This is a genomic window from Kitasatospora sp. MAP12-44 (assembly GCF_029892095.1).
Lineage (GTDB): Bacteria > Actinomycetota > Actinomycetes > Streptomycetales > Streptomycetaceae > Kitasatospora.
In genome coordinates this window covers 2139969-2164954 of record NZ_JARZAE010000004.1, presented here as the reverse complement: position 1 = coordinate 2164954, position 24986 = coordinate 2139969, and the positions used below count along the sequence as shown (strand labels likewise).

Genomic DNA, 24986 nt, shown 5'->3' with positions numbered 1-24986 from the left:
GTCGCACCGAGGGGGCGTGGCCGGTGGTCGGCCACGCCCCCTTCGCATGCTGCGCGCTCACCCTGGTGGTGCTCAGTTGGCGTTGCTCAGCTTGGTGTTGCTCAGTGCAGGGCGGCCAGGACGGCGTTCGCCATCGCCTGCTCGCCGGTGGCGTTCGGGTGGAACGGGACGGCCGGCGAGCCCGGCAGGGCGCCCTCGATCCAGCGGTCGTCCGAGCAGACGTCGTGGCCCTTGGTGGGGGTCGCGGTGTCCACGTAGGTGGCGCCGTTGGCCGCGGCGGTGCCGGCCAGCATGTCGTTCAGCTGGCCGAGGATCCCGTGCAGGTAGGCCACGTCGCCGACCGTGACGGGCTGGCGGCCCGCGCACTCGGAGGCGTCGTCCGGCAGCACGGACGGGTAACCGACCAGCAGCACCTTGGCGTTGGGCGCCTTGGCGTGGATCTGCTGGAGGGTGGAGGCCAGCGCGGGCGCCGCAGTGTTGATCCTGTCGACCAGGGTGTCCTCGCCGTACTGCCAGCTCCAGGAGAAGCTGCTCCAGGACCAGACCCAGTGCCCGTCGGCGTAGACGTCCTTGCAGGGGGTGCCGGCCGGGTTGACCACGGCGCCCGCGATGCAGGTGGCGATGACGTCGCCGATGCCCAGCGTCGAGGTGCCCAGGTCGTTGCCGCCGATGCCGAGGGTGACCAGCCGGGTGCCGCTGGAGAGCGCGTCGATCTGCGGGTCGTTGACCTTGAGCAGGACGTCGATCTGCGAGCTGGTGATGTCCTTGATCTTGGCGGCCGAGCAGGTGACGTCCGTGTACGAGCTGCTGTTCAGCGCGGCGGCCACCAGGTGGCCGTAGTTGTGGTCCGAACGAAGGCAGAGCCCGTCGGACTGGTCGGGAACGCCGGCGCCGGCGGCATAGGAATCGCCGAGTGCGACATATGCGCCGCTGGTGCTCGAATCGGTCGGGGCGGCCTGAGCGCCGGGGGCGGCCAGGGCGACCAACGAGGCGGTGAGGGCGAGGGTGCCCAAAAGGGCAGGGGCGGATTTCCGGGCGTGGCTGAGCACGGTTCCTCCTGGGGGAGAGAAACGACAGGTGGGGGTCATGCTGAGCCGCGGCTGCTACTGGCTAGTAAGTTACCGTCAGGTTTCGTAGTCGTCCACAGAATCGGCCTCCTGAATTTCCGTGGAATTTCCGCCGGGTGAGATCGCTATTTCGCTCCGAGGTGGAGCGAATTCAATTCCACTACGGACCGGAGCGGAATTCGGCAGCGCCGGGAAGGCACCTGGAAATGGCAACGCCGGCCCGACGCGTGTCCGCGTCGGGCCGGCGTTGCCGAGGGTGCTGCGGTCAGGACGGCGGGACCAGCGACCAGGTCTGGTTGGTGCCGCCGTCGGCGGGCCACTGGAGCACCGAGCCGCCCGGGTAGAGCGACCCGTTGTCGAGGTCGACCAGCTGGCCGTCGTAGACGCTCTTCAGCTGGACCAGGTTGGGTCCGGCATCGACCAGCGTCCAGCGGGAGTTGCTGTTGCCGTCGTCGTGGTACTGGATCAGCTGGGTGCCCTGGATGGTGCTCGGGCCGGGGATGTTCAGCAGCTTGCCGCTGTTGGCGTTGGCGATGGTGTAGGCGCCGCCGCTCTGCGCGGTGAAGGTCCAGAGCTGGTCGGACGCCTCGTTGTCGAACCATTCCACGATCGCCGCGTTGTCGCCGGTGGAGTCGAAGTTGACGTCCATCCGGCCGCCGCTGCGGCCGTTGACCAGCTTGTACTGCGCCCCCGGGACGGGCACCGGCACCAGCTTCCACTGCTGGCTCGCGGAGCTGCCCGGCGCGGACTGGACGACGGCCGTCCCGGCGGCGGTGGCGCCGCCGGCGAGGTCCATGCTCTGGCCGTCCGAGCGGCCGGCGACCGTGTAGCCACCGCCGGCGTTCGGGGTGAGCTTCCACTGCGAGTTGGGCGCGTTGTCGTCGTGGTACTGGATCAGCGGCAGGCCGCTGGTGGAACTGCCGCCGGGGATGTTGACCAGCAGGCCGCTGTTGACGTTCTCCAGCTTGTAGTAGCCGTCGCCGGTCGGGACGAGCTGCCACTGCTGGTCGGTGCCGCCGTCGGCCGGCTGCTGGACGATCGGGCTGTCGTCCGCGGTGGCCGCGCCGCTGACGTCCAGGTACTGGCCGCTGGCCGCGTTGACCACGTTGTAGCGCAGCAGCGTGGAGTGCGCGCCGGCGGTCGGGGTGACCTTGAGCAGCCGGCTGCCGTGCGCCGGGATGGTGGCGCTGAACGTGCCGTTGGCGGAGCCGAGTTCGGTGTGGCTCCAGAGATCGCGGACCGAGGCCGAGCCGCTGAATCCGACATCCGACCAGCGGGCGGTGACCGGCGCGGCGGAGCCGGTGAGGTTGAACAGCGCCACGGTGTAGCTGCCGTCCCCGTTGGGCGCCGACCAGACCTGCTGCTGGGTCAACCGGTCCACCGGGCGGGCCGGGTGGCCGGCCTGGTCGACGGCGAGCACCTCGTCGTTGGTGAGCAGGCCGAGGTCGCCGCTGTCCATGCTGGTGAGGTCGGTGCCGAGCAGCAGCGGCGCGCCCTCGATGGACCAGAGCGTCAGCTGGGACTGCCGCTCGTCCGGGGTGAGGCCGTCGTTGCCGCCGTTGCCGACCTCGACCGAGTCCAGGTCGTTCCAGCCGCCGGACCCGGCGTAGCCGGCCCAGTCGGGGGCGTCGCCGAAGCGGTAGGCGACATTGGTCCAGTCGGTCAACGGGTAGGAGGAGGCGCTGCAGTAGCACTCCACGTCGCCGTCGATCCGCCAGCCGTTGGCGCTCTGCTGCCAGGTCGGGGCGTTCTTGATGTCCAGCGAGTTGGACAGCTCCAGGTGGATCGGCCGGCCGGTCTGGTTGAGCGCCTGCGACCAGTGCTGGATGTCGGGGATGTCCCAGTCGCCGACCCCGTCGATCTTGAGGTAGTCCACCCCGTACGAAGCCAGCTGGTCGGCCCAGGAGTTGAGGTAGGCCTGGGCGGCCGCGGGGTTCTTGGCGTAGTCGATGTAGTACATCGAGCCGGTGCCGAAGTTGTAGTTGGTCTCGTAGCTCAGGGTGTTGGAGACGATGTCCCGGGCATGGAACGAGGTGCCCTGGATCGGGGTGTTCTGGTTGTAGGCGGCCACCGGGATGCCCGGCGTCAGGTACATCCCGTACTTCTCGCCCAGGTTGTGCACATAACTGCCCACCGCGCCCATGCCGTTGGGGAAGTGGCTCGGGTCGGTGGCCCAACGGCCGTACGCGTCAACGGTGGTGGCGGGGTTGAGGTACCAGAAGTCGTCGATGTTGACGTACTTGTACCCGTGCGCGACCAGGCCGGTGGTGGACATGGCCTTGGCCTGCGCCTCGATGTTGGCTTCTGTTGGATTCTTCCGGAGGAAGCTCCAGCTGCTCCATCCCATCGGCGGGGTGAGTGCCACGCCGTTGGCCTGGGCCTGGGCCTGCGCCGGCGCAGCCGCCAGCAGCGCCGCCGGCGCCGCCGCGGCAACCAGCGCGAGAGCGAGAGCCGGCCGGACGAACGTCCTGACCAGCGAGGGGAATGTGCGCACCTGTCCTCCGTGAGGATGGGGTCGAGGTGGAGCGCTCGGCGTCACGGGCACCCGGGTGGGGGAGGGATGGAATGATTCGACGAACCATCAGGTTGCGACAGAATCAAACGACGCAGCCAACATAACAGCGCAGGGCTCCACAGCTGTCAATGCTTTGCGCGCACGCCGAAGCCGCGCCGGGCGGCTGGCACCCGGCGCGGGAATCGGATGGCGGTAGGGCTACTCGGGAAAGAGCAGGCGGACCCTGGTCAAGTCGGGATCGCCCGGGCCGTAGGTCTGCGTGGCGGCGGCGATGTTCCCGTCGAACAACTGTCGGGCTTCCTGCGGTTGGCCGGCCGCCGCCAGCCGTTCCGCGAGCAGGATGCGGGCCTTCACCGACAGCGGGTGGTCGGTGCCCAGGAGACGCTCGCGCCCGGCCGCCGCCGTCCGCATCAGGGCGACCGCCTCCTGATGGCTGCCGCACCGCATCAGGGCCCAACTGAGCACCAGCTTGGCCGAGTAGACCAGCGGGTGCTCAGTTCCGTGGTGGCGGATCCGAGCTGCCAGCGCCCGTGCGGCCGCGGCGTGAGCGTCCTGCGGGGTGCCCGCGTGCAGCAGGCCGTACGCATAGTTGCTGTAGGCGATGGCGGTGACGCCGTGGTCTGGGCCGAGGAACTGCTCGCAGTCGGCGACGGTGGCTGGGCCGTTGGCCAGGAAGTCCGGGAACCGCCCTGCGTCGACCAGGAATTCGAGGACGAGTGCGCGGCTTCTGAGCGTCTCCAGGTGGTTGTCGCCCAGGGCGCCGCGCTGCCCGCTGATCGCCCGCTCCAGCAGGGCGAGACTCTCCTCGCGCTGCCCGAGCAGGTAGAGCGGAGTGCTCAGCACCGCCGCGCTCTGCAAGGTGTCCGGATGGTCGTGGCCGAGGAACTCCTCGCGCCGGCCCAGGACTTCGCGCAGCAGTTGCTCGGCCTCGCGCAGTCGTCCCAGGCGGCGCAGCGAATCGCCCTGCTGGTGCTGGGCGAGCAGGGTGTCGGGGTGATCGGCGCCGTGCGCCCGCAGGGCGGTCTGCGCCGTCAGTTCGGCCAGGGCCAGCGCGGCCTGGTAGTCGCCCACCTCGTGAATCTGCTGGGCGGTCGCCACCGCCAGCCGCAGGGTCGCGGACGGTGCGGTCGCCGCCGTCCGCTGCAGCAGCGCGGTGACGTGCGGGACGAGCAGGCGCAGGTTGGCCGAGCCCACGCCGCGGTGGCCGGCTTCGGGCAGCGCGGTGGCCAGCAAGGCTGTGGCCGCCCGGACGTAGGCATCCCGGTCGAGCGGCGGCATACCGGCGTGGACGCTGTCGAGCAGCACCGCGTGCACCTGCACGCAGCGGGTGTTCGCACCGTCCGGGCCGGTGGGGAACTCCTGCAGTGCCGTCAGGGAGTTGTCCAGCAGAGCCCGCAGGGCCGCCTCCAGTCGGCTGCTCGGCAGCGGAGGCGTCAGGGCGTCCAACTGCGCGCCGTCGGCTGCGCCGCGGGCCAGCACGGCCACGGGTAGCGGATCGGGGGCCCAGCAGGAGAGCAGTCGCAGCAGCGCGGTCGCCTCGGGAATCCCCTGGGCGCTCAGCGCGTCCAGGGTGAGCTGCCAGGTCCGGGAGACGAGTTGGCGCGACTCCCGTGCACCGGAACGGAGTTCGGCGCCCTGGTCGATCAGGCTGGTCGCGTCGTCGTCCTGCAGATGGTCGAAGTATTCGCCCATGGTCCATGACTCCAGGAGTTGGTTGGCGAGATAGGACCCGGCGAGGTCCAGGGCCAGTGGCAGGCAGCCGAGCCGGCGGGCCACTGCCCTGGCCTGCTCCAGGTCACCGGTGTCCGGCGCGAGGTCGCAGAGCACCTGGGCGGCGTCCTCCAGCGGCAGGAGGTCCAGCTGGTGCACGGCGGCTCCCCGCCAGACCGGGGTGGTGGCATGCCGGGAGGTGACCAGGACGGTTCCGCCGGCGCTGCTGCGCAACCAGCCGCCCTCCTCCAGGAACGCCGGCTCGTCGGCGTTGTCGATGACGAGCAGCCAGGGTTGGGCGGACCGGTCGAGGTAGTGCCAGACCAGATCGGCGGCGGCCCGGTGGCCGTGGTGGGCGGCGAGCAGTTCTCCGGGCGCGGCACCGCGGTCGGCGGCGACCGCGAGCATGGCCGCCCGCAGCGACATCCGGTCCGAGGCGGTGACCCAGAGCCCGATCCGGCCGCTGCGCTGGGCCTCCTGGAAGGCCCAGTGGGCCAGCGAGGTCTTTCCGCTGCCGCCCATGCCATGGACGACCTGGATGCTGCCGCCCTCCAGCAGCGCGGTGCCGAGCGTCTGGCGCAGCTTGCAGCGGTTGCGCAGGATCCTGGGCGGGCGGTCCGCGCGAGCCACCCGTACCGAGTCGGGCGACGGCCAGGGGACGGGTTCGGGGCCCGCGTAGTGGTGGTGGTGCTCGGTGATCAGCTGGTCGCGACTGGCCTGGTAGACGCGTCCATGTCCGAAAGCCCGGCCTTGGTTGACGGCGGTCGATTCGGTGGGCTGCGCCCGGTCGTCGGCGGTCACCTCTCGGTGATGTGCTGGTCGCGTCCGGCTTGGTAGACCCTGCCGTGGCCGTGGGCCTCGGCGCTTTGGCGGACGATGGGCCCAGCCGCGGCCTCGGCGGCCGGGGAGACCTCCGCGATCAGGCGGCGCAGCTGGTCCGCGGCGGTGGGGTCCGCGGCCAGTAGCCGGCGTAGTCGTCCCTGCCATTCGCTCTGGAGCTCCTGCTCGGCGAGGGGGTCCCCGCCGGCGCGGGCGCTGAGCAGCTCGTCCCGGGTGGCGTCCAGCTCGGCGGCGACCGCCTCGGCCCGATCCGGGTGCACCCGGCGCCAGAGGGCGAGCACGCCCTCGCGGGTGCGCTGATAGGCGTCGGTGGCCATCAGTGCGACCACGGTGCTGCCGGCTGAGCCCGCCAGTGCGGCCATGTCCGGATCCATCCGTTGATCCCTCCCGTGATGCTGTAGCAGCGGTTGGCATGGCCGAGTCCACCATAGGGTGACGCGACTTGAAGCCGTACCCGGTTTGGAGTAGCAAGATCCTGTGCCCGGCCTCCAGTTGAGCTACCCCGCAGCTCAGGAGATTGCACCTGGCATTTTCTCTCATCTGCTTCACCGACCGACGGATCGTCATCTTGCGCACAGCCTTGCCATCCACGCCGACCTTGGCTTCACTGCTTCCTAGGCACGCCAACGAATCAGCCATCGAACAACTGACCGTCGGGGGGAACGTGTGACTGGAACAGATTTTCGCGCCGCGCGCTGGAGGAAGAGCAGCGTGAGCGGTGACACCGGCTGCATCGAAGTGGCTCTCGGCGACCCGCTCGTGGGTGTCCGGGACACCAAGGACAACGGGACCGGACCGATCCTCGCCTTCGGGACATCCGCCTGGACGGCGTTCGTGAACGGCGTCCGCAGCGGTGATTTCACGCCAGATCGGGCAGCCGGCTGAGCGCGGACCAGGAGAACCAGGCAACGCAAGCGGTGGGTGGCCTTGCCGGCCGAAGAACCGGCAGGGTCACCCATCTGCTTGCCGCCACTGGCGTCTCCGTGACGGGTGACGGCGCGCTGCAGGCGGCTGCACCGCTGCTGGCCGCGTCCCTGACCCGCAATCCGCTGGCCGTCTCGACCGTCACCGCCGCCTTCTACCTGCCCTGGCTGCTGGCCGGTCTGCCGGCCGGAGCACTGGCCGACCGCTGGTCCCGCCGCCGGGTGATGGTGACCGCGGACCTGGTGCGGGCAGCCGTCCTGTCCGTGCTCGCGGCACTGGTGCTGCTGCACCGGGCGAACCTGGCGATGCTCGCCGGGTGCATCCTGCTGGTCGGCATCGCCCAGTGCTTCTTCGACGCCTCCTCGCAGGCCGTGATCCCGACCCTGGTAGGCCGTGACCGGGAGACCCTGGCGCGGACGAATGGCCGCTACTGGGCGATCGACACCGTGGGCCGCTCACTGGCCGGGCCGCCGATCGGCTCCTGGACGTTCACGCTCGGCAGGGCCGTGCCGTTCGTCGGTGACGCGGTCACCTTCCTGCTGTCCGCCGCCTTCATCAGCCGCCTGCCCAAGCTGCCCGCGGCCGGCCTGGCCCAGCCGCTCACCGCCGCCATCCGGGACGGCCTGGCGCATCTGCGGGCGACCGCGGAGCTGCGGGTACTGGCGGCCAGCACGGCCGCCTACAACTTCGCCTACAACCTGGTGATGGCCACGTTCGTGCTGTACGCGACCGAGACCCTGCGGATCGCGGACGCCGGGTACGGGCTACTGCTCGCGGTGGCCGCTTTCGGGGGGATCGCCACCGGCTGGCGCGCTGCTCCACTGACCCGCAGGCTGACCTACCGTCAGATCATGACCATCGCCTGCCTCCTGCAGGGCCTGGCCTGGGTCGGGATGGCGCTGGTGCGGGACGTCTACGCCAGTGGCTGCTTCCTCGCACTGGTGGGCGCGGCTTCCACGCTGACCAGCGTCGCGGCCAGCTCGGCCCGTCAATCGCTCACTCCGGACCACCTGCTGGGCCGGGTCGTGTCGGCCTTCCGCCTTTTCGGGATCGGCGCTGCCGGGCTGGGCGCGCTCACGGGTGGGCTGCTGGCAGGGCAGACCAGCCTGCGGATGCCCCTCTGGGCAGCCGCAGGACTGCTGGCCGTCGCCGCGGTCATGCTGCGGCCCTGGCGAGCGGTGGCCGCGGGCCCGGGTGGTGGGGTGGAGTAAGCGAGTGGGTTGTTACCGGTCGGTTGACTAGGGGGGTGCTTGGTCGGAGGATCGGGGGACTGTCAGGGCTGGCCGCAGGGGGTTCTCGTATGGCGCTGGATGCCGATGTCATCGTGATCGGGGCGGGGCTGGCGGGGCTGGCGGCTACGGCGGAGTTGGCGGAGGCCGGGCGGCGGGTGATTCTGCTGGACCAGGAGCCGGCCGCCTCGTTCGGTGGGCAGGCGCACTGGTCCTTCGGTGGGATCTTCCTGGTGGACTCGCCCGAGCAGCGCCGGATGCGGATCCACGACTCGCCCGAACTGGCCTGGCAGGACTGGATCGGCACGGCCGGCTTCGACCGGGACGAGGACCACTGGCCGCGGCAGTGGGCGCAGGCGTACGTCGACTTCGCGTCGGGGGAGAAGCGGGCCTGGCTGCGGGCGCACGGGGTGCGGTTCTTCCCGGTGGTGGGGTGGGCCGAGCGCGGCGGGCTGCTGGCCAGTGGGCCGGGCAACTCGGTGCCGCGCTTCCACATCACCTGGGGGACCGGTCCTGGCATCGTCGAGCCGTTCGCCCGCCGGGTGCGGGCGGCGGCGGCCAAGGGGTTGGTCGAGCTGCGCTTCCGGCACCGGGTGACCGCGCTGGCGGCGACCGCCGGGGTGACCGACACGGTGCGCGGCGAGGTGCTGGTGGCCAGCGACGTCGAGCGCGGGGTGGCCAGTTCGCGCGAGGTGGCGGGCGCGTTCGAGCTGCGCGCGCAGGCGGTGATCGTCACCTCCGGCGGCATCGGCGGCAACCACGAGCTGGTCCGCAAGGCCTGGCCGGCCCGGCTCGGCACGCCGCCCGCGCGGCTGCTCTCCGGCGTCCCGGCGCATGTGGACGGCCTGATGCTGGACATCGCCGGCGCGGCCGGCGGCAACCTGATCAACGGCGACCGGATGTGGCACTACACCGAGGGCATCGAGAACTGGAATCCGATCTGGCCCAAGCACGGCATCCGGATCCTGCCCGGCCCCTCCTCGCTCTGGCTGGACGCCCGCGGCCGGCGGCTGCCGGTGCCGCTCTTCCCCGGCTTCGACACGCTGGGCACCCTGGAGCACATCATGACGACGGGTCATGACCACACCTGGTTCGTGCTCACCCAGAAGATCATCGAGAAGGAGTTCGCGCTCTCCGGCTCCGAGCAGAACCCGGACCTGACCGGCAAGAGCATCCGCGAGGTGCTGGGCCGGGCGCTGCCGGGCGCCACCGGGCCGGTGGAGGCGTTCAAGAGGCACGGCGCCGACTTCGTGGTGGCGCGCGAACTCTCCGAGCTGGTGCGGGGGATGAACGCGAAGACGCCTGAGGCGCTGATCGACGAGGCCGAGCTGCGCCGCGAGATCGAGGCGCGCGACCGCGAGATGGCCAACCCGTTCAGCAAGGACCTCCAGGTGACGGCGATCCACGGTGCCCGGCGCTACCTCGGCGACAAGCTGATCCGTACCGCGGCGCCGCACCGGCTGCTGGACCCCAAGGCGGGTCCGCTGATCGCGGTGCGGCTGAACATCCTCACCCGCAAGTCGCTCGGCGGCCTGGAGACGGACCTCTCCTCGCGTGTGCTGCGCCCCGGCGGCGGGGTGCTGGAGGGGGTGTACGCGGCGGGCGAGGCGGCCGGCTTCGGCGGCGGCGGGATGCACGGCTACCGCTCGTTGGAGGGCACCTTCCTCGGTGGCTGCCTCTTCTCGGGACGCACCGCGGGCCGGGCGGCGGCCGAGGCCACCGCCTGACCTGCCGGTCGGTCTAAGTCAGCTGCCGCTGACCTGGTAGCGGCCGACCATGCCGCCCATCATGTGGTCGGTGACGTGGCAGTGGTAGATCCAGTCGCCCGGGTTGTTCTCGGTGTACTCCACCGTCAACGTGGTGGAGGGGCCGAGGATTTCGGAGTCGACAAAGCGGTCGCCGCGCAGCCAGCGGTGGCCGTGCAGGTGGAAGACGTGGAACTCCTTGCCCAGTGCGGCGATCCGCCAGCGGATCCGCTCGCCGTTGCGGGCGGTGAAGGTCGGCGTGTTGTCCAGGAAGGCGCCGCCGTTGAACATGTCGGTGTCCTGGGCGAGTGCGGGGACGTCGGCGGCGTAGGCGTCGTGGAAGAAGAGGATGAACTCCCGGTCCACCGGCGGGGTGTGGGCGTCGGTGACGGCGATGATGCCGAACAGGCCGAGCTCGGCGCCGATCTCCATCACCCCGCCGCCCGCGCCCATGGCCATCCCCGCGTGCGGGGCCGCGGCGGCTGTGGTCGAGGCGGGCGCGGGGCAGGTCTGCGGTATCGAGTGGTCGTGGTACGGCCAGGTGCCCACCGAACTCGGCAGCGCCGTCCAGGTGTAGGTGTAGGTGCCGCCGTACGGGATAGCGGTGCCCGCGTGGGCGGGGTCGTCGGCCAGCCAGCCGCCGTCGTTGTTCCCGTCGTAGCGGACGCCGTGCGGGTGCATGCTGTGCGGCCACTGGTAGTGCGCGTCGTTGTTGCGGAAGTGCACGATCAGGGTGTCGCCGACGTGCGCGCGCAGCACCGGGCCGGGGATGCCGCTGTTGGTGCCGATGCCGGTCGGGCTGGTGTCGGCGGGCAGCGGGGCGCCGAAGTTCGGCGTGTAGGCGCGGAAGCCGATCGCCCAGAAGGTGGTCTGCTCGGCCGTGTAGCGGGTGCCCATCATGCCGTCGTAGCCGTTCGGGACGGCGTTGTGCTCGAAGGACTCGGCCTGCACCCAGTACTCCCGCACCCGGCCGCCGGACGGCAGTGCGTCGGCGGCGAACGGGTCGGGCGCAGCCGCGCCGGTCGGCGGGTCGGCCTGGGCGACGGCCGAGGCGCCGAGGGCGGCCGAGCCGGCCAGGGCGGCGATGGCGCTGCCGGCCAGCAGGGTGCGCATGGCGCCGCGTCGGGTGTCCGTAACAGCGGTGGGCTCGGTGGGCTCGGTGGGCATGAGGTAGCACCTCTCGGGTCGGAGGGGGACCCGTCGAAGTCAACGGCAGGGCGTCTGCTGGTTCAAGAGGACGTCGATCATCCCCGCACCCCGGCCGGATCGGCCCTTTCGATGGCCGGCCTGTCCGACTGGGCGGCCGACCCCGTTGACCTGTGGGGGACAATCTGGTGATCATCCAAACCTTGGATCATGGAGACGAAGGACATACCGATGAGTCGTCGAACCCGCCGCGAGGCCTCCGCCGGGACGCCTGCCTCGCCCTGCACGGTGACCGTCTGCCGCGGCTGCTGCTGCGGCACGGAGGCCAAGCACCCGGGCGTCGACCACCTGGGCCAGTTCACCCGGCTCAAGGAGGGCGTCGGCGACGCGGGCCGGGTGCGGGCGGTGGGCTGCCTGGACGTCTGCGCGCACTCCAACGTCGTGGTGGTCAACCCGTCGAGCGAGGGCCGGCGGGCCGGCGGCCGTCCGGTGTGGCTGGGATGGGTCGTCCAGGACGACATGGTCGAGGAGATAGCCCAGTGGGTGCGGGACGGCGGTCCTGGCATCGCCGAGCCGCCCGGGACCCTCGACCTGCAGGAGTTCGCGGTCTCCCGGCGGGTCAGGGACAGCCTGGAGAAGTAGCGCGACCTGCCCTGACGGGGCCTCGGAAACCGGCCCTTCTACGCGCGTTCACCGGATCTGCGGGCGATGGCCACCCACCCCTGAGATAGTCCCCCGCATGGATATCCCACGTATGGGCGTGCCCGAGAAGCTCGCCGACCGCATGAGCATGGCCGAGCAGCACGAGTACCTGCGCAGCAAGCTCTCCCGGCGCAGGATCCTGCGCTCCAGCGCCGTCACCGTGAGCGCGCTGGCCGTCGGCGGCGCGCTCGGCACGGGCAGCGCGTACGCGGCGTCCAAGGGCGGCACCACGCTGCTGTCCGACGCGGCCACGGCCGTGGACGGTTCGCAGGTCGTCCCGGTCGGCCGCCACCTGCAGTTCGGGCCCGAGCCGGACACCCAGTTCCGGATCTCCTGGCAGGTCCCGGTCCCGGTCAAGAAGCCGTTCCTGCGCTTCGGCAGGACCCCGTGGGAGCTCAGCCACAAGGTCGAGGCGGAGCTGCGCTCGCTGCACACGCCGGCCCTGGTCCCGGGCCACGCCCCGGTCGACCAGTACTACCTGCACGTGGCGCTGGAGGACCTCACGCCCGACACCACGTACTACTACGGCGTCGGCCACCAGGGCTTCGACCCGGCCGGCCAGCAGGCGATCTCGGCGCTCGGCACCTTCCGCACCGCCGCCTCGCGCGACCACCGCTGGGGCAAGGTCTACGAGCCGTTCACCTTCACCGCCTTCGGCGACCAGGGCGTCAGTGCCCATGCGAACAACAACGACAACGTGATCCTGGCGCAGAAGCCGGCGTTCCACCTGCACGCCGGTGACATCGCCTACGGCGACCCGGACGGCCAGGGCCTGGACGCCGACAAGGCCGACTACAACGCCACCACCTGGGACGCCTTCCTGGTGCAGACCGAGCCGATCTCCTCGAAGATCCCGTGGATGGTCTCCTACGGCAACCACGACATGGAGGCCTGGTACTCGCACAACGGCTACGGCGGCGAGGACGCCCGCTGGTTCCTGCCGGACAACGGCCCGGACCCGCGCGTCGCCCCCGGCGTGTACTCCTTCCGCTACAGCAACGTCGGTGTCATCTCGCTGGACGCCAACGACGTCAGCTACGAGATCCCGGCCAACCTGGGCATCACCGCGGGCCGCCAGACCAAGTGGCTGGACCGCCAGCTCAAGGACTTCCGCAACGACGAGACGATCGACTTCATCGTCGTCTTCTTCCACCACTGCGCCTTCTCCACCACCACCGCGCACGCCTCCGAGGGCGGGGTCCGCGAGGCCTGGGTGCCGCTGTTCGAGAAGTACCGCGTCGACCTGGTGATCAACGGCCACAACCACGTCTACGAGCGCACCGACGCGATCCTCGGCAACAAGGTCTCCAAGGCGATCCCCAGCGGCGCCACCCTGGAGCCCGAGAAGGACGGCGTGGTCTACGTGACCGCGGGTGCCGCCGGCCGCAGCCTGTACTCCTTCGGCGCGCCGCAGACCTACGAGGGCCACGAGGACCGGGTCGACGAGGTCGCGTCCTTCTACAACGCCAAGGGGCAGACGAAGGTCACCGAGACCGTCGAGTGGTCCCGGGTCCGCTACCTCGGCTACTCCTTCATCAAGGTCGACGTGACCCCGGCCCACCTGGGCCAGAAGTCCTCGATGAAGGTCACCGCGCTGACCGAGACCGGCCAGCAGATCGACCACTACACCATCCTGCGCAAGGTCGGCGAGGGCTGGGACAGCAGCACGGACGACGACGGCCAGGGCGGCGGCTGGGGCTGGTAACAGCGCACCTGGCTTTACTGAACGGCCCCCCGGGAGAGAATCATCCCGAGGGGCCGTTCGGCTCCGCCGTTCTGCAAGGAAAGGTCAGGGCCGAATGTCACAGCAGGTCAAGGGCGTCATCGCCCGGGGCAAGGGCGAACCGGTGCAGGTGGAGACGATCGTCGTCCCCGATCCGGGACCGGGCGAGGCGGTGGTCAAGGTCCAGTCCTGCGGGGTCTGCCACACCGACCTGCACTACCGGGAGGGCGGGATCAACGACGAGTTCCCGTTCCTGCTCGGTCACGAGGCCGCCGGCGTGGTGGAGAGCGTCGGCGACGGCGTGACCGAGGTCGCGCCCGGCGACTTCGTGATCCTCAACTGGCGTGCGGTCTGCGGGCAGTGCCGCTCCTGTCGGCGTGGTCGGCCGCAGTACTGCTTCGCCACGCACAACGCCAAGCAGCCGATGACGCTGCTGGACGGCACCCCGCTCTCCCCGGCGCTGGGCATCGGCGCGTTCGCCGAGAAGACCCTGGTCGCGGCCGGCCAGTGCACCAAGGTGGACCCGGCCGCCTCGCCGGCCGCCGCGGGCCTGCTGGGCTGCGGCGTGATGGCGGGCCTGGGCGCCGCCGTCAACACCGGCAACGTGGGCCGCGGCGACAGCGTCGCGGTGATCGGCTGCGGCGGGGTCGGCAACGCCGCCGTGATGGGCGCGCGGCTGGCCGGCGCGGCGAAGATCATCGCGGTGGACATCGACGACCGCAAGCTCGCCACCGCGCTGCGACTGGGCGCCACCCACACCGTCAACTCCAAGGCCAAGGACGCCGTGGAGGAGATCCGCGCGCTGACCGGCGGCAACGGCGCCGATGTGGTGATCGACGCGGTCGGCCGTCCCGAGACGTACAAGCAGGCGTTCTACGCCCGCGACCTGGCCGGCACCGTGGTGCTGGTGGGCGTCCCGACACCCGAGATGACGCTGGAGCTCCCGCTGATCGACGTCTTTGGGCGCGGCGGGGCGCTGAAGTCCTCCTGGTACGGCGACTGCCTGCCCTCGCGGGACTTCCCGATGCTGATCGACCTCTATCTGCAGGGCCGGCTCGACCTGGACGCCTTCGTCAGCGAGACCATCGCGCTGGACCAGGTCGAGGCCGCGTTCGACCGGATGCACGGCGGCGACGTGCTGCGTTCCGTGGTGGTGTTCTGATGCATCAGATGCCTGTCGAACCCGAGATCGAGCACCTCGTCACCTCCGGCACCTTCGAACTCGACGGTGGCAGCTGGGAGGTGGAGAACAACGTGTGGATCATCGCCAACGACCGCGAGGCCGTGGTGATCGACCCCGCGCACGACGCCGAGGCGATCGCGGCCGCGGTCGGCGACCGCCGGGTGATGGCGATCGTCTGCACCCACGCCCACAACGACCACGTGAACGCCGCGCCCGCGCTGGCCGCGCTCACCGGCGCGCCGATCCTGCTGCACGCCGACGACCTGCCGCTGTGGAAGCAGGAGCACCCCGGCGACAGCCCCGACGACGAGCTGCGCGACGGCCAGCGGATCACCGTGGGCGGGATCTACCTGCATGTGCGGCACACCCCGGGGCACAGCCCCGGCGGCGTCAGCCTCTATGTGCCGGCGCTGGACGCGGTGTTCACCGGTGACACGCTCTTCCAGGGCGGGCCGGGCGCCACCGGGCGGTCGTTCTCCGACTTCCCGACCATCATCCGCTCGATCGAGGAGCGGCTGCTGGTGCTGCCGCCCGAGACGGTGGTGTACACCGGCCACGGCCCGACCACCACGATCGGCGACGAGGCCCCGCACCTCGCCGAGTGGATCGCCCGCGGCCACTGACCGACGCTGCGGCAGCCCCGGCGGGAACCACTCCGCCGGGGCTGCGCCGCGTCAGCGCGTTACAGGGCCGCGAGTTGGGCGGTGAGGGTGTCGCTGTGCTGGAAGGTCAGGCCGGCCAGTGCGACGTGCTTCCAGCGGATCGAGCCGTCGGCGTCCAGGATGAAGACCGAGCGGCGCAGGCCGAGGCCGGGCACGGCGATGCCGAAGGCCTTGGCGACCGTCTTGTCGGTGTCGGCGAGCAGCGGGAAGGCGAGCTTGTGCTTGCGGGCGAAGCGCTCGTGGCTGTCCACGTCCTGCGGGCTGATGCCCCAGACGGTGGCGCCCAGGTCCTTGAACCGGTCGAGGTCCGAGGTGTAGGAGCAGAGCTGCTTGGTGCAGACGGCGGTGTCGTCGCCCGGGTAGAAGACCAGGACCAGCGGGTGGCCCTTCGCTTCGGCGAGGCGGTAGTCGCGCCGTTCGGCGCCGGCCTCGCTGAGCAGCAGACCGGGGAGGGTGAAGTCGGGTGCGAGGGTGCCGACTTCGGGGGTCTTGGCCATGGGGGACCTCTTCGGTGGTCGGTGGCGCAGCAGATAGAACGTTCGTTCTTCCTGTGCGGTGATCGTAGTCCTGCGGTAGTGCGCGCGCCAATGCCGCAGGTGGGCCCGGCGCGGCGCGGCGCGCGTGCAGTACGGTCAAAGGCGTGAGTACGTACGCCCCCGCCACCGCGCCCTCCCCCTCTGCCGCCCGCGCCCGGATCCTGGACGCGGCCACCCGGCTGTTCTACGCCGAGGGCATCCACACGGTCGGCGTGGACCGGATCATCACCGAGGCGGGCGTCACGCGGGCGACCTTCTACCGGCACTTCCCGGGCAAGGAGGACCTGGTGCGCTGGTATGTCCAGGACTGGGACGGCCGGATCCGGGCCGAAGCAGCCGCCGCTCTCGGCGAGTTGACGGCGCGCCAGTTTCTGCCGCTGCTGGTCGCGCGGCTCGGGCAGGAGATGTGCGGCCCGGCGTTCCGTGGCTGCCCGTTCATCAACGCGGCGGCCGAGTACCCCGACCCGCTGCACCCCGTCGCGCGGGCGATCGCCGAGCACCGCGGCTGGTTCCGCGACCTGGTGGCGCGGCTGCTCGCGGAGGCCGGCCTGGCGGAGCCGGCCGCGCGGGCCGACGTCCTGGTCCTGCTGCGGGACGGCGCGATGGTCGGCGCCGCGCTGGGTGACGCGGCGGCGGTGTCGCGCGCGCTGGAGCTGGGCGTCCGGGAGCTGCTGGGCGAGCCGTAGAATCCCAGCTCATGACCGTCGCGCGCTCCATCCTGCTCTTCGTCCTCGCCGCCGTGCTGGAGATCGGCGGCGCCTGGATGGTCTGGCAGGGCGTCCGGGAGCACCGCGGAGCGGCCTGGATCGGTGCCGGGGTCGTGGCCCTCGGCGCCTACGGTTTCGTGGCGACCCTCCAACCGGACAGCCACTTCGGCCGCGTGCTGGCCGCGTACGGCGGGGTGTTCGTGGCCGGTTCGCTGCTCTGGGGCGTGCTGGTGGACGGCTTCCGCCCCACCCGCTACGACCTGGCCGGAGCGCTGGTCTGCCTGGTCGGCGTCGCGGTGATCATGTACGGGCCGCGGAACTAACGGCGTGAGAGCGCCGGGTGGCGGGGACCACCCGGCGCTCTCACGCTCTGGATCGGGTCAGCGGCGGGTGGCCGCCGCCAGTACGGCGGGGATCCGGGCGGCCGAGGTGCCGAGGCCGCTGGGGCCCGGGACGGGCAGGGCAGCGGCCACCGACGGACGGGTGCCCGCGCCGGGCAGGGCAGCCGGGGCTGTGGCAGCCGGGGTTGCGCCGGCCGCCGCCGGGAGGACACCGGTGGAGGCGGGCGCGGTGGGGAGCGTGCCGGGGGAGGAGGCGCCCGCGTCGGCGAGGCGGCGGCGGTGGGCGGCGGGCTGGTACTCCAACTCGGACTCCTGGTAGCGGCCGACGCCCTGGTGCCAGACCAGGATCCCGGTGATCCAGTGGCGCAAGTCCTCGACGTACTCTGCGAGTTCCTCTCGCTGGTTGGCGTCGAGGTCGAAGTCGTTAAAGAGCACCGGGAGTTCATGGGCGATCAGGTGCTCGATCTGCTGCATCCGTGAGGTCATCAGGTCGTTGACCACGGCCGTCGCGTGCGGCAGGTCGCAGTTGAGGAAGTTCTGCACGACCAGGATGGCGTTGTGGATCTCGCCCTCGAACTGGATCTCCTTCTGGTAGGAGAACATGTCGTTGATCAGGTAGCCGTAGTCGCTGACGGCGTTCTCCAGGGCCTTCATCGGGCCGGACTCGAAGACCTCGGCCGGCACGCCGCGGCCGTGCGAGAACCGCATGAGGTTCATCGTCAGGCCCGACCCGAAGGTGTGGCGGCGCATCTCGATGTAGTCGATCGGGTCGGGGATCCGATGCAGGGCGACGTTGTCGACCTCCCAGATCCAGCTCTCCAGCATGGCCACCACCGCGGCTCGGAAGCCCTGCCGGGCGGGCAGCGGCATCGGGGAGGCGGTGCGCGCCCAGAGGTCGGCCAACCCGCGCTGCAGGGCGGTGGTCGGGATGGGTGCGGCGTCGGGTGAGTCGAGCGGCATATAGCGGGCGAGCTGCTCGACGCAGGCCCGCGCGCCGACCGGGTCGGCCGGGTGGCAGAAGGCCAGCGGGAACCAGTCGTCCGCGTAGGTACCCCAGATCAGCCAGTCGGCGGAGAGGTCGAGCTCCTCCGGGGTGGCGTCGGGGCCCAGGCCGGCCGAGCAGAGCGCGAGGTCGTAGGACTTGACCTTGTGCTCGTTCCAGACACCGGAGTCGGGCACGCCGGGCACGGCGTCCAGGTAGCCCATCGTGCGGGCCCACTGACTGGAGTGCTCGCGGGCCGAGTCCAGATGCGGGCTGAGCCGGGGGGTGAAGGGCAGGTAGAAGTCCGGCAGCGGCAGCGGGCCGACCTGCTGGTACGGCACGTGGGTGAAGCTGCGCAGCAGGCCCGGTTGGTCGACCGTGCGGCGCAGGTCCGCCGCCGAGGTGCCGAGACCGATCGGCAGACCTACGAACCGGCTGTCCTCGGTGCCCAGCTTGGCGCGCGCGTTCATGTACCGGCTGGAGCGCATGTGCCACTCGTGGCCGCCGGACTGCCAGTCCTGAAGGCCCTTGACGTAGGCGAGCACCCGGGTGATCTCGTCCGGGCGCAGGGCGTGTTTGGCGAAGAGCGGCTGGAGCTCGGTGAGTGCGGTGTTCTCGAACTGGTGGAGCCGGGAGGTCAGCATGTCGTTGACCGCGTCGGCGGCTGCCTGGGTGTCGAGCTCCAGGAACTTCTCCAGCACCAGGACGCCGTTGGAGAGTTCACCCTCGTCCCTGGTCTCCCGCTCGTAGGAGAACAGGTCGTTGCGCAGGTGCACGGCGTCCGAGAAGGTCTCGCGCAGGACCCGCAGCGGACGGCTCTCCGCGACCGCGGCCGGCACCTCGGCGTTCGCGACGTACTCGATCAGGCCGGCCGACCAGGGGGCGCCGCCGACCTTGCGGCGCATCTCGATGTACTCCACCGGATTGGGGATCCGCTGGATGTTCATATTGGCGATTTCCCAGTCGGATTCGTTCAGCAGGTGCTCGGTGTTCTTGCGGAACCGGGCCCGCCAGTCGACCGACATGCTGGGGACGGTGCGTGCCCAGAGGTCGGCGAGGCCCGCCTCGACCGGGTTGGTGGGCTCGGGGAACCCGTCGGAGAGGTCCATCGGCATGAACGCGGGCAGCCGGTCCAGGTAGGCCTTGCCACCCGCCCGGTCCTGGGTGCGCTTGAAGGTCTCCAGGAAGTGGTCGTCGAAGAAGAAGACCCAGACGTACCAGTCGGTGACCAGGTCCAGCGCGTCGCTGTCGCAGTCGGGGTGGGCGTAGGAGCAGAGCAGCGCGTAGTCGTGGTCGTCGAGGTCCTGCTGCTCCCAGATGCCGGAGCCCTCCAGCATGCCCATCTCGCGGGCCCACTTCGAGGTGTGCTCGCGCGCGTGTTCCAGATGCGGGTTGAGCCGGGCCGGGTACGGAGTGTAGAAGTCTGGCAGTTCGAAAGGCTGAGTCACGTGTTCCCCCCACCGGGACGGGCCTGGGCAGGCCGCGCTCGGCCGCCGCTCGCCCCCAGTCTCGGGAGTCGATCGGCGGCCCGTAAGACGCGTACGGTAGCGCGGTGGGGCGTGTGCGCAGGGCTGCACGTGATCTTTGGGGTGAAGATCCGTCAGATCGCTTGCAGGGCTTTGTTATTGGCGATAGGTGGCCAGGAAGCGGCCGATCCGGCTGATGGCGGTCTCCAGGTCGTCGGCGCGCGGCAGCGTGACAAAGCGGAAGTGGTCGGGCCGGGGCCAGTTGAAGCCGGTGCCCTGGACGATGTGGATCTTCTCGCGGAGCAGCAGGTCCAGCACGAAGCGCTCGTCGTCCTTGATCTTGTGGACGGCCGGGTCCAGCTTGGCGAAGGCGTACAGCGCGCCCTTGGGCTTGACGCAGCTCACGCCGGGCAGCTCGTTGAGTGCCCGCCAGGTGACGTCGCGCTGCTCGGTGAGCCTGCCGGTGGGCAGCGTGAGGTCGTGGATGGACTGGTGGCCGCCGAGCGCGGCCTGCACGGCGTACTGGGCCGGGACGTTGGGGCACAGCCGCATGCCCGCCAGCATGGTGAGGCCCTCCAGGTAGTCCTTGGCGTGCTCCTTGGGGCCGGAGACCACCAGCCAGCCGCTGCGGAACCCGGCCACCCGGTAGGACTTGGAGAGGCCGTTGAAGGTGAGGGTCAGCACGTCGTCGGCGAGCGCGGCCAGGCAGTGGTGCTCGACGCCGTCGTAGAGGATCTTGTCGTAGATCTCGTCCGCCAGCACGATCAGGCCGTGCCGGCGGGCCAGGTCGAGGATGCCCTCAAGGAGCTCCTTGGGGTAGACCGCGCCGGTGGGGTTGTTGGGGTTGATGACGACGATGGCCTTGGTGCGGTGGTTGATCTTGGAGGCGATGTCGTCCAGGTCCGGGTACCAGTCGGCCTCCTCGTCGCACAGGTAGTGCACGGCCTTGCCGCCGGCCAGCCGGACCACGGCCGTCCAGAGTGGGAAGTCCGGGGCCGGGATGAGGACTTCGTCGCCGTCGTCGACCAGCGCGGTGATCGACATCTGGATCAGCTCGGAGGCGCCGTTGCCGAGGTAGACGTCGTTGACGGTGACCCCGGCGACGCCGCGCTGCTGGTAGTACTGCACGACCGCGCGGCGGGCGGGCAGGATGCCGCGCGCGTCGCTGTAGCCGTGCGCGGTGGGGAGGTTGCGGATGATGTCCTGAAGGATCTCCGGGGGCGCCTCGAAGCCGAAGGTGGCGGGGTTGCCGGTGTTCAGCCGCAGCACGCTGTGACCGGCCTCCTCCAGGGCGTTCGCCTGGTCGACCACCGGGCCGCGGATCTCGTAGCACACGCCCGAGAGTTTGCTGGACTGCCGATACTCCACTGGAGGCCTCCCGACCATCACCATGCTGGTTGCTTTGTTCTACCAAGTAACCACTTGGAAAGTCCAACCTTTTGGCTATGCTGATCCCCATGTCACGCCGAAGCTACGACCAGTACTGCGCCATCGCCCGCGCCCTGGACGCGGTCGGGGAGCGCTGGAGCCTCCTGATCGTCCGTGAACTCCTCGGCGGGCCCCGCCGGTACACGGATCTGCACGCCGACCTGCCCGGGGTCAGCACGGACATCCTGGCCACCCGGCTGAAGCAGCTGGAGAGCGAGGGCCTGGTGCTGCGCCGCAAGCTGGAGCGGCCGGCCAACGCCACGGTGTACGAGCTGACCGAGCGCGGCACGGCGCTGCGTCAGGTGGTCGCGGCGCTGGGGGAGTGGGGGCTGGAGGCGCTCGGCGAGCAGCGGCCCACCGACGCGGTGCGCGGGCACTGGGTCACGGCGCAGGGCATTTGAGCGCGGTGACCAGCCAGCCGTGCGCCGCGCCCATGGTCGGCTCGGGGGTCAGCTTCCCGGCGAGCTCCCAGTAGCGGAGCATCTCGGGGACGGGACCGCCGATCAGCTGGGCGCGCAGCGTGACCCGGAAGTCGGCGGAGTCGACGCTGCGTGCGGCTCGGGCATGCGCGGCGACGAAGCAGTCCAGCGCCTGGCCCGCTTGCGGAGCGCTGCGGCGGGCCAGCTCCGCGGCCGCCAACTCGTAGGCCTCGCCCAGGCCCTGGTAGAGCAGCGGCGCCGTCTCGCAGTCCATGGTGTCCTGGGCGCACACGGCGGCGGCGTACGCCCGGTCGGCCGTCAGCGCGTGCAACTGCGCGTAGGCCAGCGCCTGCTGGGCGGTGGGCGCGGCCGGGAGCTCGGGCAGTGCGGCCTCGATGATCGCCGAGCGCAGCCCGTCGGGCATCCGGATCGGCAGCAGCCGGCGCCAGAAGGTGGCGAAGGTGTCCCGCTCCGGCGCGTGCCGCATCGCCTCGCCGAGCAGCCGCAGCCCCTCCGGATCGCCGGCCGCCAGCCGCAGCGCCTCCAGCCCGGCCGAACGCCACCGCAGCTCCGTCAACTGCCGCTCGACGTCCGCCTGCTGGGAGGCGATGGCATCCTCCAGCGACAGCTCCCCGCGCACCACCGGGCCGGCCAGCGCGAGCGGCAGCCCCAGGCCCCGGAGCCGGCGCAGGGTCAGCAGTGCCTCCAACGCGCGTTCGTCGTACCGGCGGTGGCCACCGGTACTTCGTTCGGGGGACGGCAGCAGCCCGGCGTCGGAGTAGTAGCGGACCGTCTTGACGCTCACCGCGGCGGCCTCGGCGAGCGCGCCGATGGTGAAGCTCCCTGGGCTGACCGTCGTCATGGCGCCCATTCTACGAGCTAGCTTGTCGCCCATGGCTTTCGTTCTTGCCGTGCACCCCGAGCGGCTCGCCGCCGAGGGCAGGGCCCTGCAGGGCGTCGGACGGGCGGTCGCGGCCGAACTCGCGGCCGTGCACGGCCCGTCGGACGCGGCCGCCGCCGGCCTGTGCGGCTGGCGCAGCGCGGCGGCGCTGGACCGGCTGACCGGCGCGTGGTCACGGCGGCTGAGCGCGCTGGCCGTCGAACTGGACGACGCGGGCGGCCGGCTGGTCGCCACGGCGGGCAGCTACCGGGAGACCGACGGTGCGCTCGCCCGGAGCCTCGGCCGTGCTTGACGTCTGGCAACTACAGGATGCCCAGCCGGAGTTGCTCGCCGCTGCGGGGCAGGGCTATGAGGCGCTGGCCGAGGGCGCGGGCCGCGCTCTGGCCGGCGTCCACGCCGCCACGGGCAAGGCCGGCGGCTGCTGGACGGGCCCGGCGGCGCTCCAGGCGCAGCTGGCGCTGGCCGCGCACTGCGCCCAACTCGAAGCGGCGCACCTGGAGTCGGCGGCGCTGGGTGCGCTGCTGCGGGACGCCGCAAGCGAGTTCGGGGTCGCGCGGGAGCAACTGCTGCGCGCGCTGGCCGACGCCGAGCGCGCCGGGTGCGCGGTGGCCGCCGACGGCACGGTGAGCGCCCCGCCGCCGGGTGCCGCCGAGCGCCACGACGGGGACGCGATGGACGCCCGGGCACGCACCCGCCAGGCCATCGCCGAGCGCGTCGCCCAGGCCGTGCGCGCCGCGGACGACGCCGACCGGCGGATCGCCGAGCGCCTCGACCGGCTCGCGGCTGGTGACGCCGTCGACCCCGCGACGGCCCGCGAGGACGCGGCGGCCGTCCGGCAGCTGATCGGCGCCGCCCTGCCGCCCGCGAGCGCCCCGCCCGCCGAGGTCACCGCCTGGTGGCGCGCGCTGCCACCAGGCCGGCGGGAGCTGCTCGTCCAGCAGTGCCCCGAGCTGGTCGGCAACCGCGACGGCATCCCCGCCGAGGACCGCGACCGGGCCAATCGGATCGCCCTCCAGCGCTGCCTGGACGGGGACGCTGTCGGGTCGGTCGGCTTCCGGGCGATCCGCGCCCGGCTCGACCAGGACGCCGGCCGCCACCCGCCGACGCTGCTGCTCGGCCTGTCCGGCGAAGGCCTGGGCCAAGGCCAGTGCCGGGGCCGGGGCATCCTGTGCTTCGGCAACCCCGACACGGCGCGCAACATCAGCGCGTACGTCCCCGGCGTCGGTACCGAGCTGGAGGACATCGCCGGCCGGGACGGCGACCGGGCGCTCAACGTCTGGACCGCCGCGCACGCCGCCGACCCCGCCCGCGAGACCGCCTCGCTGGTCTGGCTCGGCTACGACCCGCCGCCCGACCCGTCCGGGCTCCTCGACGGCGACCTCGCCCCGGCGTCCGTCCTCAGTGCGGACCGGGCCCGCGACGGCGCCGCCTCCTACGACCGCTTCCTCGCCGGCCTGCGCGCCACCCACCAGGGCCCGCCCGCCCACCTCACCGCGCTGGGCCACAGCTACGGCTCCCTGACCGTCGGCCTGGCCGGCCAACGCCCCGGCGGCACCGGCGCCGACGACCTCGTCCTGATCGGCAGCCCCGGCACCGAAGCCGACCACGCCGCCCGACTCGGCCTCCCCGCCGACCACGTCTGGGTCGGCGCCGCCGCCCACGACCCGGTCACCCACCTCCCCAGCCTCGGCGACGCCCTGACGGGCAACGAACTCGCCTCCGACCGCCTCTGGTTCGGCCCCGACCCGGCCGCCGCGGCCTTCGGCGCCAACCGCTTCACCGTCGCGGACGGCCCCCTCGGCTTCGCCTCCCACTCCCACTACCTGGACCCGTCGGGCGGCGACTCCCTCCCCAACATCGGCCAGATCGTGGCCGGCCACCCGGAGAACGTCCACCGCCGGCCCGGCCGCTGAGGGGGGTGGGCGGGGCAGTGCGCGGGTGGTGGGCGTACGATCCCTGAGCCATGGATGAGACGACTGCGCCGGTGCGCTTCCTCAGTTATGTTGCCGTCGGGGACTCGTTCACCGAGGGTATGTGTGATGACGTGCTGCCTGACGGGCAGTACCGGGGGTGGGCGGACCGGGTGGCGGCCCGGCTGGCGGCCGAGGCTGGGGCGGACGGGTTCCGGTACGCGAATCTGGCCGTCCGGGGGAAGTTGATCGGGCAGATCTGCGCGGAGCAGGTGGCGGACGCCGCCGCGCTGGGGTGTGACCTGGTGACGCTGGCCGGCGGGTTGAACGACGTGCTGCGGCCGGGATGCGACATCGACGAGGTCGAGGCACGGCTCGGCGCGGCGGCCGAGCAACTGCTGGCGGCGGGCGGCACGGTGGTGCTGTTCACCAGCACCGACCCGACGCGCAGGATGGCGGGCAGCGCGCGGCTGATGCCCGCCATCCTGCGGATGAAGGCGTTCGTCGAGGAGTTGGGGACGCGGCCGCGGGTCGCGGTGGTGGACCTGTTCTCCGCGGCCTGCTTCGACGACCGGCGGCTGTGGGCCGAGGACCGGTTGCACCTCTCGCCGGAGGGGCACCGCCGGGTGGCCGAGGCGGTGCTGCAGGCGTTGGGGCGTCCGGCGGTGTTCGACTGGCGGGAGCCGCTGCCGCCGGCCGGGCCGGTGGGGCGCTGGACGCGGGTGCGGGGGGATCTGCGCTGGCTGCGGATCCACGTCGGGCCTTGGGTGGTGCGGCGGTTGACCGGCCGCTCGTCCGGGGACGGTCGGCCGCCCAAGCGCGCCGAGCTGCTGCCCTACCAGGGCTGAGC

At 71.6% G+C, this 24986-nt stretch carries 22 protein-coding genes; 13 read left to right on the top strand and 9 right to left on the bottom strand.

What is annotated here, in order from left to right; all coding sequences use genetic code 11:
* Positions 1–101 precede the first annotated feature (101 nt).
* The 4 genes from P3T34_RS10215 to P3T34_RS10200 form a co-directional block, all read right to left on the bottom strand.
* Positions 102–1049 carry an SGNH/GDSL hydrolase family protein gene (locus tag P3T34_RS10215; RefSeq protein ID WP_280665699.1) on the bottom strand — a complete coding sequence of 316 codons (948 nt, stop codon included), beginning with the start codon at positions 1047–1049 and terminating at the stop codon, positions 102–104.
* A gap of 283 nt (positions 1050–1332) precedes the next feature.
* Positions 1333–3561: an alpha-galactosidase gene (locus tag P3T34_RS10210; RefSeq protein WP_280665698.1), complete on the bottom strand. Its 2229-nt coding sequence runs from the start codon at positions 3559–3561 to the stop codon at positions 1333–1335.
* 219 nt (positions 3562–3780) lie between these two features.
* Complete coding sequence (locus tag P3T34_RS10205; RefSeq protein ID WP_280665697.1) at positions 3781–6093, bottom strand: tetratricopeptide repeat protein; 2313 nt, start codon at positions 6091–6093, stop codon at positions 3781–3783.
* Positions 6090–6506, bottom strand: coding sequence for a hypothetical protein (locus tag P3T34_RS10200; RefSeq protein ID WP_280665696.1), 417 nt, complete (start codon positions 6504–6506; stop codon positions 6090–6092). Before P3T34_RS10200 ends, P3T34_RS10205 begins: the two co-directional genes overlap by 4 nt.
* Before the next feature lie 292 nt (positions 6507–6798).
* Between P3T34_RS10200 and P3T34_RS10195 the strand changes: the two genes are divergently transcribed.
* The 3 genes from P3T34_RS10195 to P3T34_RS10185 all read left to right on the top strand — a co-directional run bounded on the left by P3T34_RS10195 (position 6799) and on the right by P3T34_RS10185 (position 10012).
* Positions 6799–7017, top strand: a complete 219-nt coding sequence (locus P3T34_RS10195; RefSeq protein WP_280665695.1) for a DUF397 domain-containing protein — start codon at positions 6799–6801, stop codon at positions 7015–7017.
* A 32-nt stretch (positions 7018–7049) separates the two neighbouring features.
* On the top strand, positions 7050–8267 hold the full coding sequence (locus tag P3T34_RS10190; protein WP_280665694.1) for an MFS transporter: 1218 nt from the start codon (positions 7050–7052) through the stop codon (positions 8265–8267).
* An 89-nt stretch (positions 8268–8356) separates the two neighbouring features.
* Positions 8357–10012, top strand: coding sequence for an FAD-binding dehydrogenase (locus tag P3T34_RS10185; RefSeq protein ID WP_280665693.1), 1656 nt, complete (start codon positions 8357–8359; stop codon positions 10010–10012).
* 18 nt (positions 10013–10030) lie between these two features.
* Here P3T34_RS10185 and P3T34_RS10180 read toward each other — a convergent pair whose 3' ends face one another.
* Complete coding sequence (locus P3T34_RS10180) at positions 10031–11197, bottom strand: multicopper oxidase domain-containing protein (RefSeq protein WP_280665692.1); 1167 nt, start codon at positions 11195–11197, stop codon at positions 10031–10033.
* A 210-nt stretch (positions 11198–11407) separates the two neighbouring features.
* Between P3T34_RS10180 and P3T34_RS10175 the strand changes: the two genes are divergently transcribed.
* The 4 genes from P3T34_RS10175 (at position 11408) to P3T34_RS10160 (ending at position 15407) form a co-directional block, all read left to right on the top strand.
* Positions 11408–11818, top strand: coding sequence for a (2Fe-2S) ferredoxin domain-containing protein (locus P3T34_RS10175; RefSeq protein ID WP_280665691.1), 411 nt, complete (start codon positions 11408–11410; stop codon positions 11816–11818).
* A 97-nt stretch (positions 11819–11915) separates the two neighbouring features.
* On the top strand, positions 11916–13583 hold the full coding sequence (locus P3T34_RS10170) for a metallophosphoesterase family protein (RefSeq protein WP_280665690.1): 1668 nt from the start codon (positions 11916–11918) through the stop codon (positions 13581–13583).
* Between the two features lie 94 nt (positions 13584–13677).
* On the top strand, positions 13678–14763 hold the full coding sequence (locus tag P3T34_RS10165) for an S-(hydroxymethyl)mycothiol dehydrogenase (RefSeq protein ID WP_280665689.1): 1086 nt from the start codon (positions 13678–13680) through the stop codon (positions 14761–14763).
* A gap of 8 nt (positions 14764–14771) precedes the next feature.
* Complete coding sequence (locus P3T34_RS10160; RefSeq protein WP_280665688.1) at positions 14772–15407, top strand: MBL fold metallo-hydrolase; 636 nt, start codon at positions 14772–14774, stop codon at positions 15405–15407.
* A 59-nt stretch (positions 15408–15466) separates the two neighbouring features.
* Here the strand turns inward: P3T34_RS10160 and P3T34_RS10155 are convergent, their stop codons facing one another.
* Positions 15467–15943 carry a peroxiredoxin gene (locus tag P3T34_RS10155; RefSeq protein ID WP_280665687.1) on the bottom strand — a complete coding sequence of 159 codons (477 nt, stop codon included), beginning with the start codon at positions 15941–15943 and terminating at the stop codon, positions 15467–15469.
* A gap of 143 nt (positions 15944–16086) precedes the next feature.
* Here P3T34_RS10155 and P3T34_RS10150 point away from each other — a divergent pair, with 143 nt between their 5' ends.
* Both P3T34_RS10150 and P3T34_RS10145 read left to right on the top strand, forming a co-directional pair.
* Positions 16087–16668 (top strand): helix-turn-helix domain-containing protein, encoded by a 582-nt coding sequence (locus P3T34_RS10150; protein WP_280665686.1) that lies wholly within the window; start codon positions 16087–16089, stop codon positions 16666–16668.
* Between the two features lie 11 nt (positions 16669–16679).
* On the top strand, positions 16680–17012 hold the full coding sequence (locus P3T34_RS10145) for a YnfA family protein (RefSeq protein ID WP_280665685.1): 333 nt from the start codon (positions 16680–16682) through the stop codon (positions 17010–17012).
* A gap of 57 nt (positions 17013–17069) precedes the next feature.
* On the opposite strand, the gene P3T34_RS10140 is transcribed toward P3T34_RS10145, so the two are convergent.
* Positions 17070–19460, bottom strand: coding sequence for a terpene synthase family protein (locus tag P3T34_RS10140; protein ID WP_280665684.1), 2391 nt, complete (start codon positions 19458–19460; stop codon positions 17070–17072).
* Between the two features lie 174 nt (positions 19461–19634).
* On the bottom strand, positions 19635–20846 hold the full coding sequence (locus P3T34_RS10135; protein WP_280665683.1) for a pyridoxal phosphate-dependent aminotransferase: 1212 nt from the start codon (positions 20844–20846) through the stop codon (positions 19635–19637).
* Positions 20847–20935: 89 nt separating this feature from the next.
* On the opposite strand from P3T34_RS10135, the gene P3T34_RS10130 reads away from it, so the two are divergent.
* Positions 20936–21307, top strand: a complete 372-nt coding sequence (locus P3T34_RS10130) for a helix-turn-helix domain-containing protein (protein ID WP_280665682.1) — start codon at positions 20936–20938, stop codon at positions 21305–21307.
* On the opposite strand, the gene P3T34_RS10125 is transcribed toward P3T34_RS10130, so the two are convergent.
* The gene (locus P3T34_RS10125) at positions 21288–22187 is read right to left on the bottom strand and encodes a MerR family DNA-binding transcriptional regulator (protein ID WP_280665681.1); all 900 of its coding nucleotides are present in this window, start codon (positions 22185–22187) and stop codon (positions 21288–21290) included. The two genes, P3T34_RS10130 and P3T34_RS10125, sit on opposite strands and share 20 nt — an antisense overlap.
* Positions 22188–22218: 31 nt before the next feature.
* Here P3T34_RS10125 and P3T34_RS10120 point away from each other — a divergent pair, with 31 nt between their 5' ends.
* Genes P3T34_RS10120 through P3T34_RS10110 form a run of 3 tightly spaced genes read left to right on the top strand, consistent with a single transcriptional unit; the run spans position 22219 to position 24984 of the window.
* Positions 22219–22518 carry a hypothetical protein gene (locus tag P3T34_RS10120; protein ID WP_280665680.1) on the top strand — a complete coding sequence of 100 codons (300 nt, stop codon included), beginning with the start codon at positions 22219–22221 and terminating at the stop codon, positions 22516–22518.
* A complete protein-coding gene (locus tag P3T34_RS10115) occupies positions 22487–24139 on the top strand; it encodes an alpha/beta hydrolase (protein ID WP_280665679.1) in 1653 nt (550 codons plus the stop codon). The genes P3T34_RS10120 and P3T34_RS10115 overlap by 32 nt, the downstream gene beginning before the upstream one ends.
* Before the next feature lie 50 nt (positions 24140–24189).
* The gene (locus P3T34_RS10110; RefSeq protein ID WP_280665678.1) at positions 24190–24984 is read left to right on the top strand and encodes an SGNH/GDSL hydrolase family protein; all 795 of its coding nucleotides are present in this window, start codon (positions 24190–24192) and stop codon (positions 24982–24984) included.
* The last annotated feature ends 2 nt before the right edge of the window (positions 24985–24986 follow it).

Bases quoted from the DNA above. Each gene is read 5' to 3' on its own strand.
- P3T34_RS10160 (WP_280665688.1), top strand. From the start codon at position 14,772: ATGCCTGTCGAACCCGAGATCGAGCACCTCGTCACCTCCGGCACCTTC.
- P3T34_RS10165 (WP_280665689.1), top strand. From the start codon at position 13,678: ATGTCACAGCAGGTCAAGGGCGTCATCGCCCGGGGCAAGGGCGAACCG.
- P3T34_RS10170 (WP_280665690.1), top strand. From the start codon at position 11,916: ATGGATATCCCACGTATGGGCGTGCCCGAGAAGCTCGCCGACCGCATG.
- P3T34_RS10120 (WP_280665680.1), top strand. From the start codon at position 22,219: ATGGCTTTCGTTCTTGCCGTGCACCCCGAGCGGCTCGCCGCCGAGGGC.
- P3T34_RS10130 (WP_280665682.1), top strand. From the start codon at position 20,936: ATGTCACGCCGAAGCTACGACCAGTACTGCGCCATCGCCCGCGCCCTG.
- P3T34_RS10125 (WP_280665681.1), bottom strand. From the start codon at position 22,187: ATGACGACGGTCAGCCCAGGGAGCTTCACCATCGGCGCGCTCGCCGAG.
- P3T34_RS10200 (WP_280665696.1), bottom strand. From the start codon at position 6,506: ATGGATCCGGACATGGCCGCACTGGCGGGCTCAGCCGGCAGCACCGTG.
- P3T34_RS10155 (WP_280665687.1), bottom strand. From the start codon at position 15,943: ATGGCCAAGACCCCCGAAGTCGGCACCCTCGCACCCGACTTCACCCTC.
- P3T34_RS10175 (WP_280665691.1), top strand. From the start codon at position 11,408: ATGAGTCGTCGAACCCGCCGCGAGGCCTCCGCCGGGACGCCTGCCTCG.
- P3T34_RS10110 (WP_280665678.1), top strand. From the start codon at position 24,190: ATGGATGAGACGACTGCGCCGGTGCGCTTCCTCAGTTATGTTGCCGTC.
- P3T34_RS10180 (WP_280665692.1), bottom strand. From the start codon at position 11,197: ATGCCCACCGAGCCCACCGAGCCCACCGCTGTTACGGACACCCGACGC.
- P3T34_RS10145 (WP_280665685.1), top strand. From the start codon at position 16,680: ATGACCGTCGCGCGCTCCATCCTGCTCTTCGTCCTCGCCGCCGTGCTG.
- P3T34_RS10185 (WP_280665693.1), top strand. From the start codon at position 8,357: ATGGCGCTGGATGCCGATGTCATCGTGATCGGGGCGGGGCTGGCGGGG.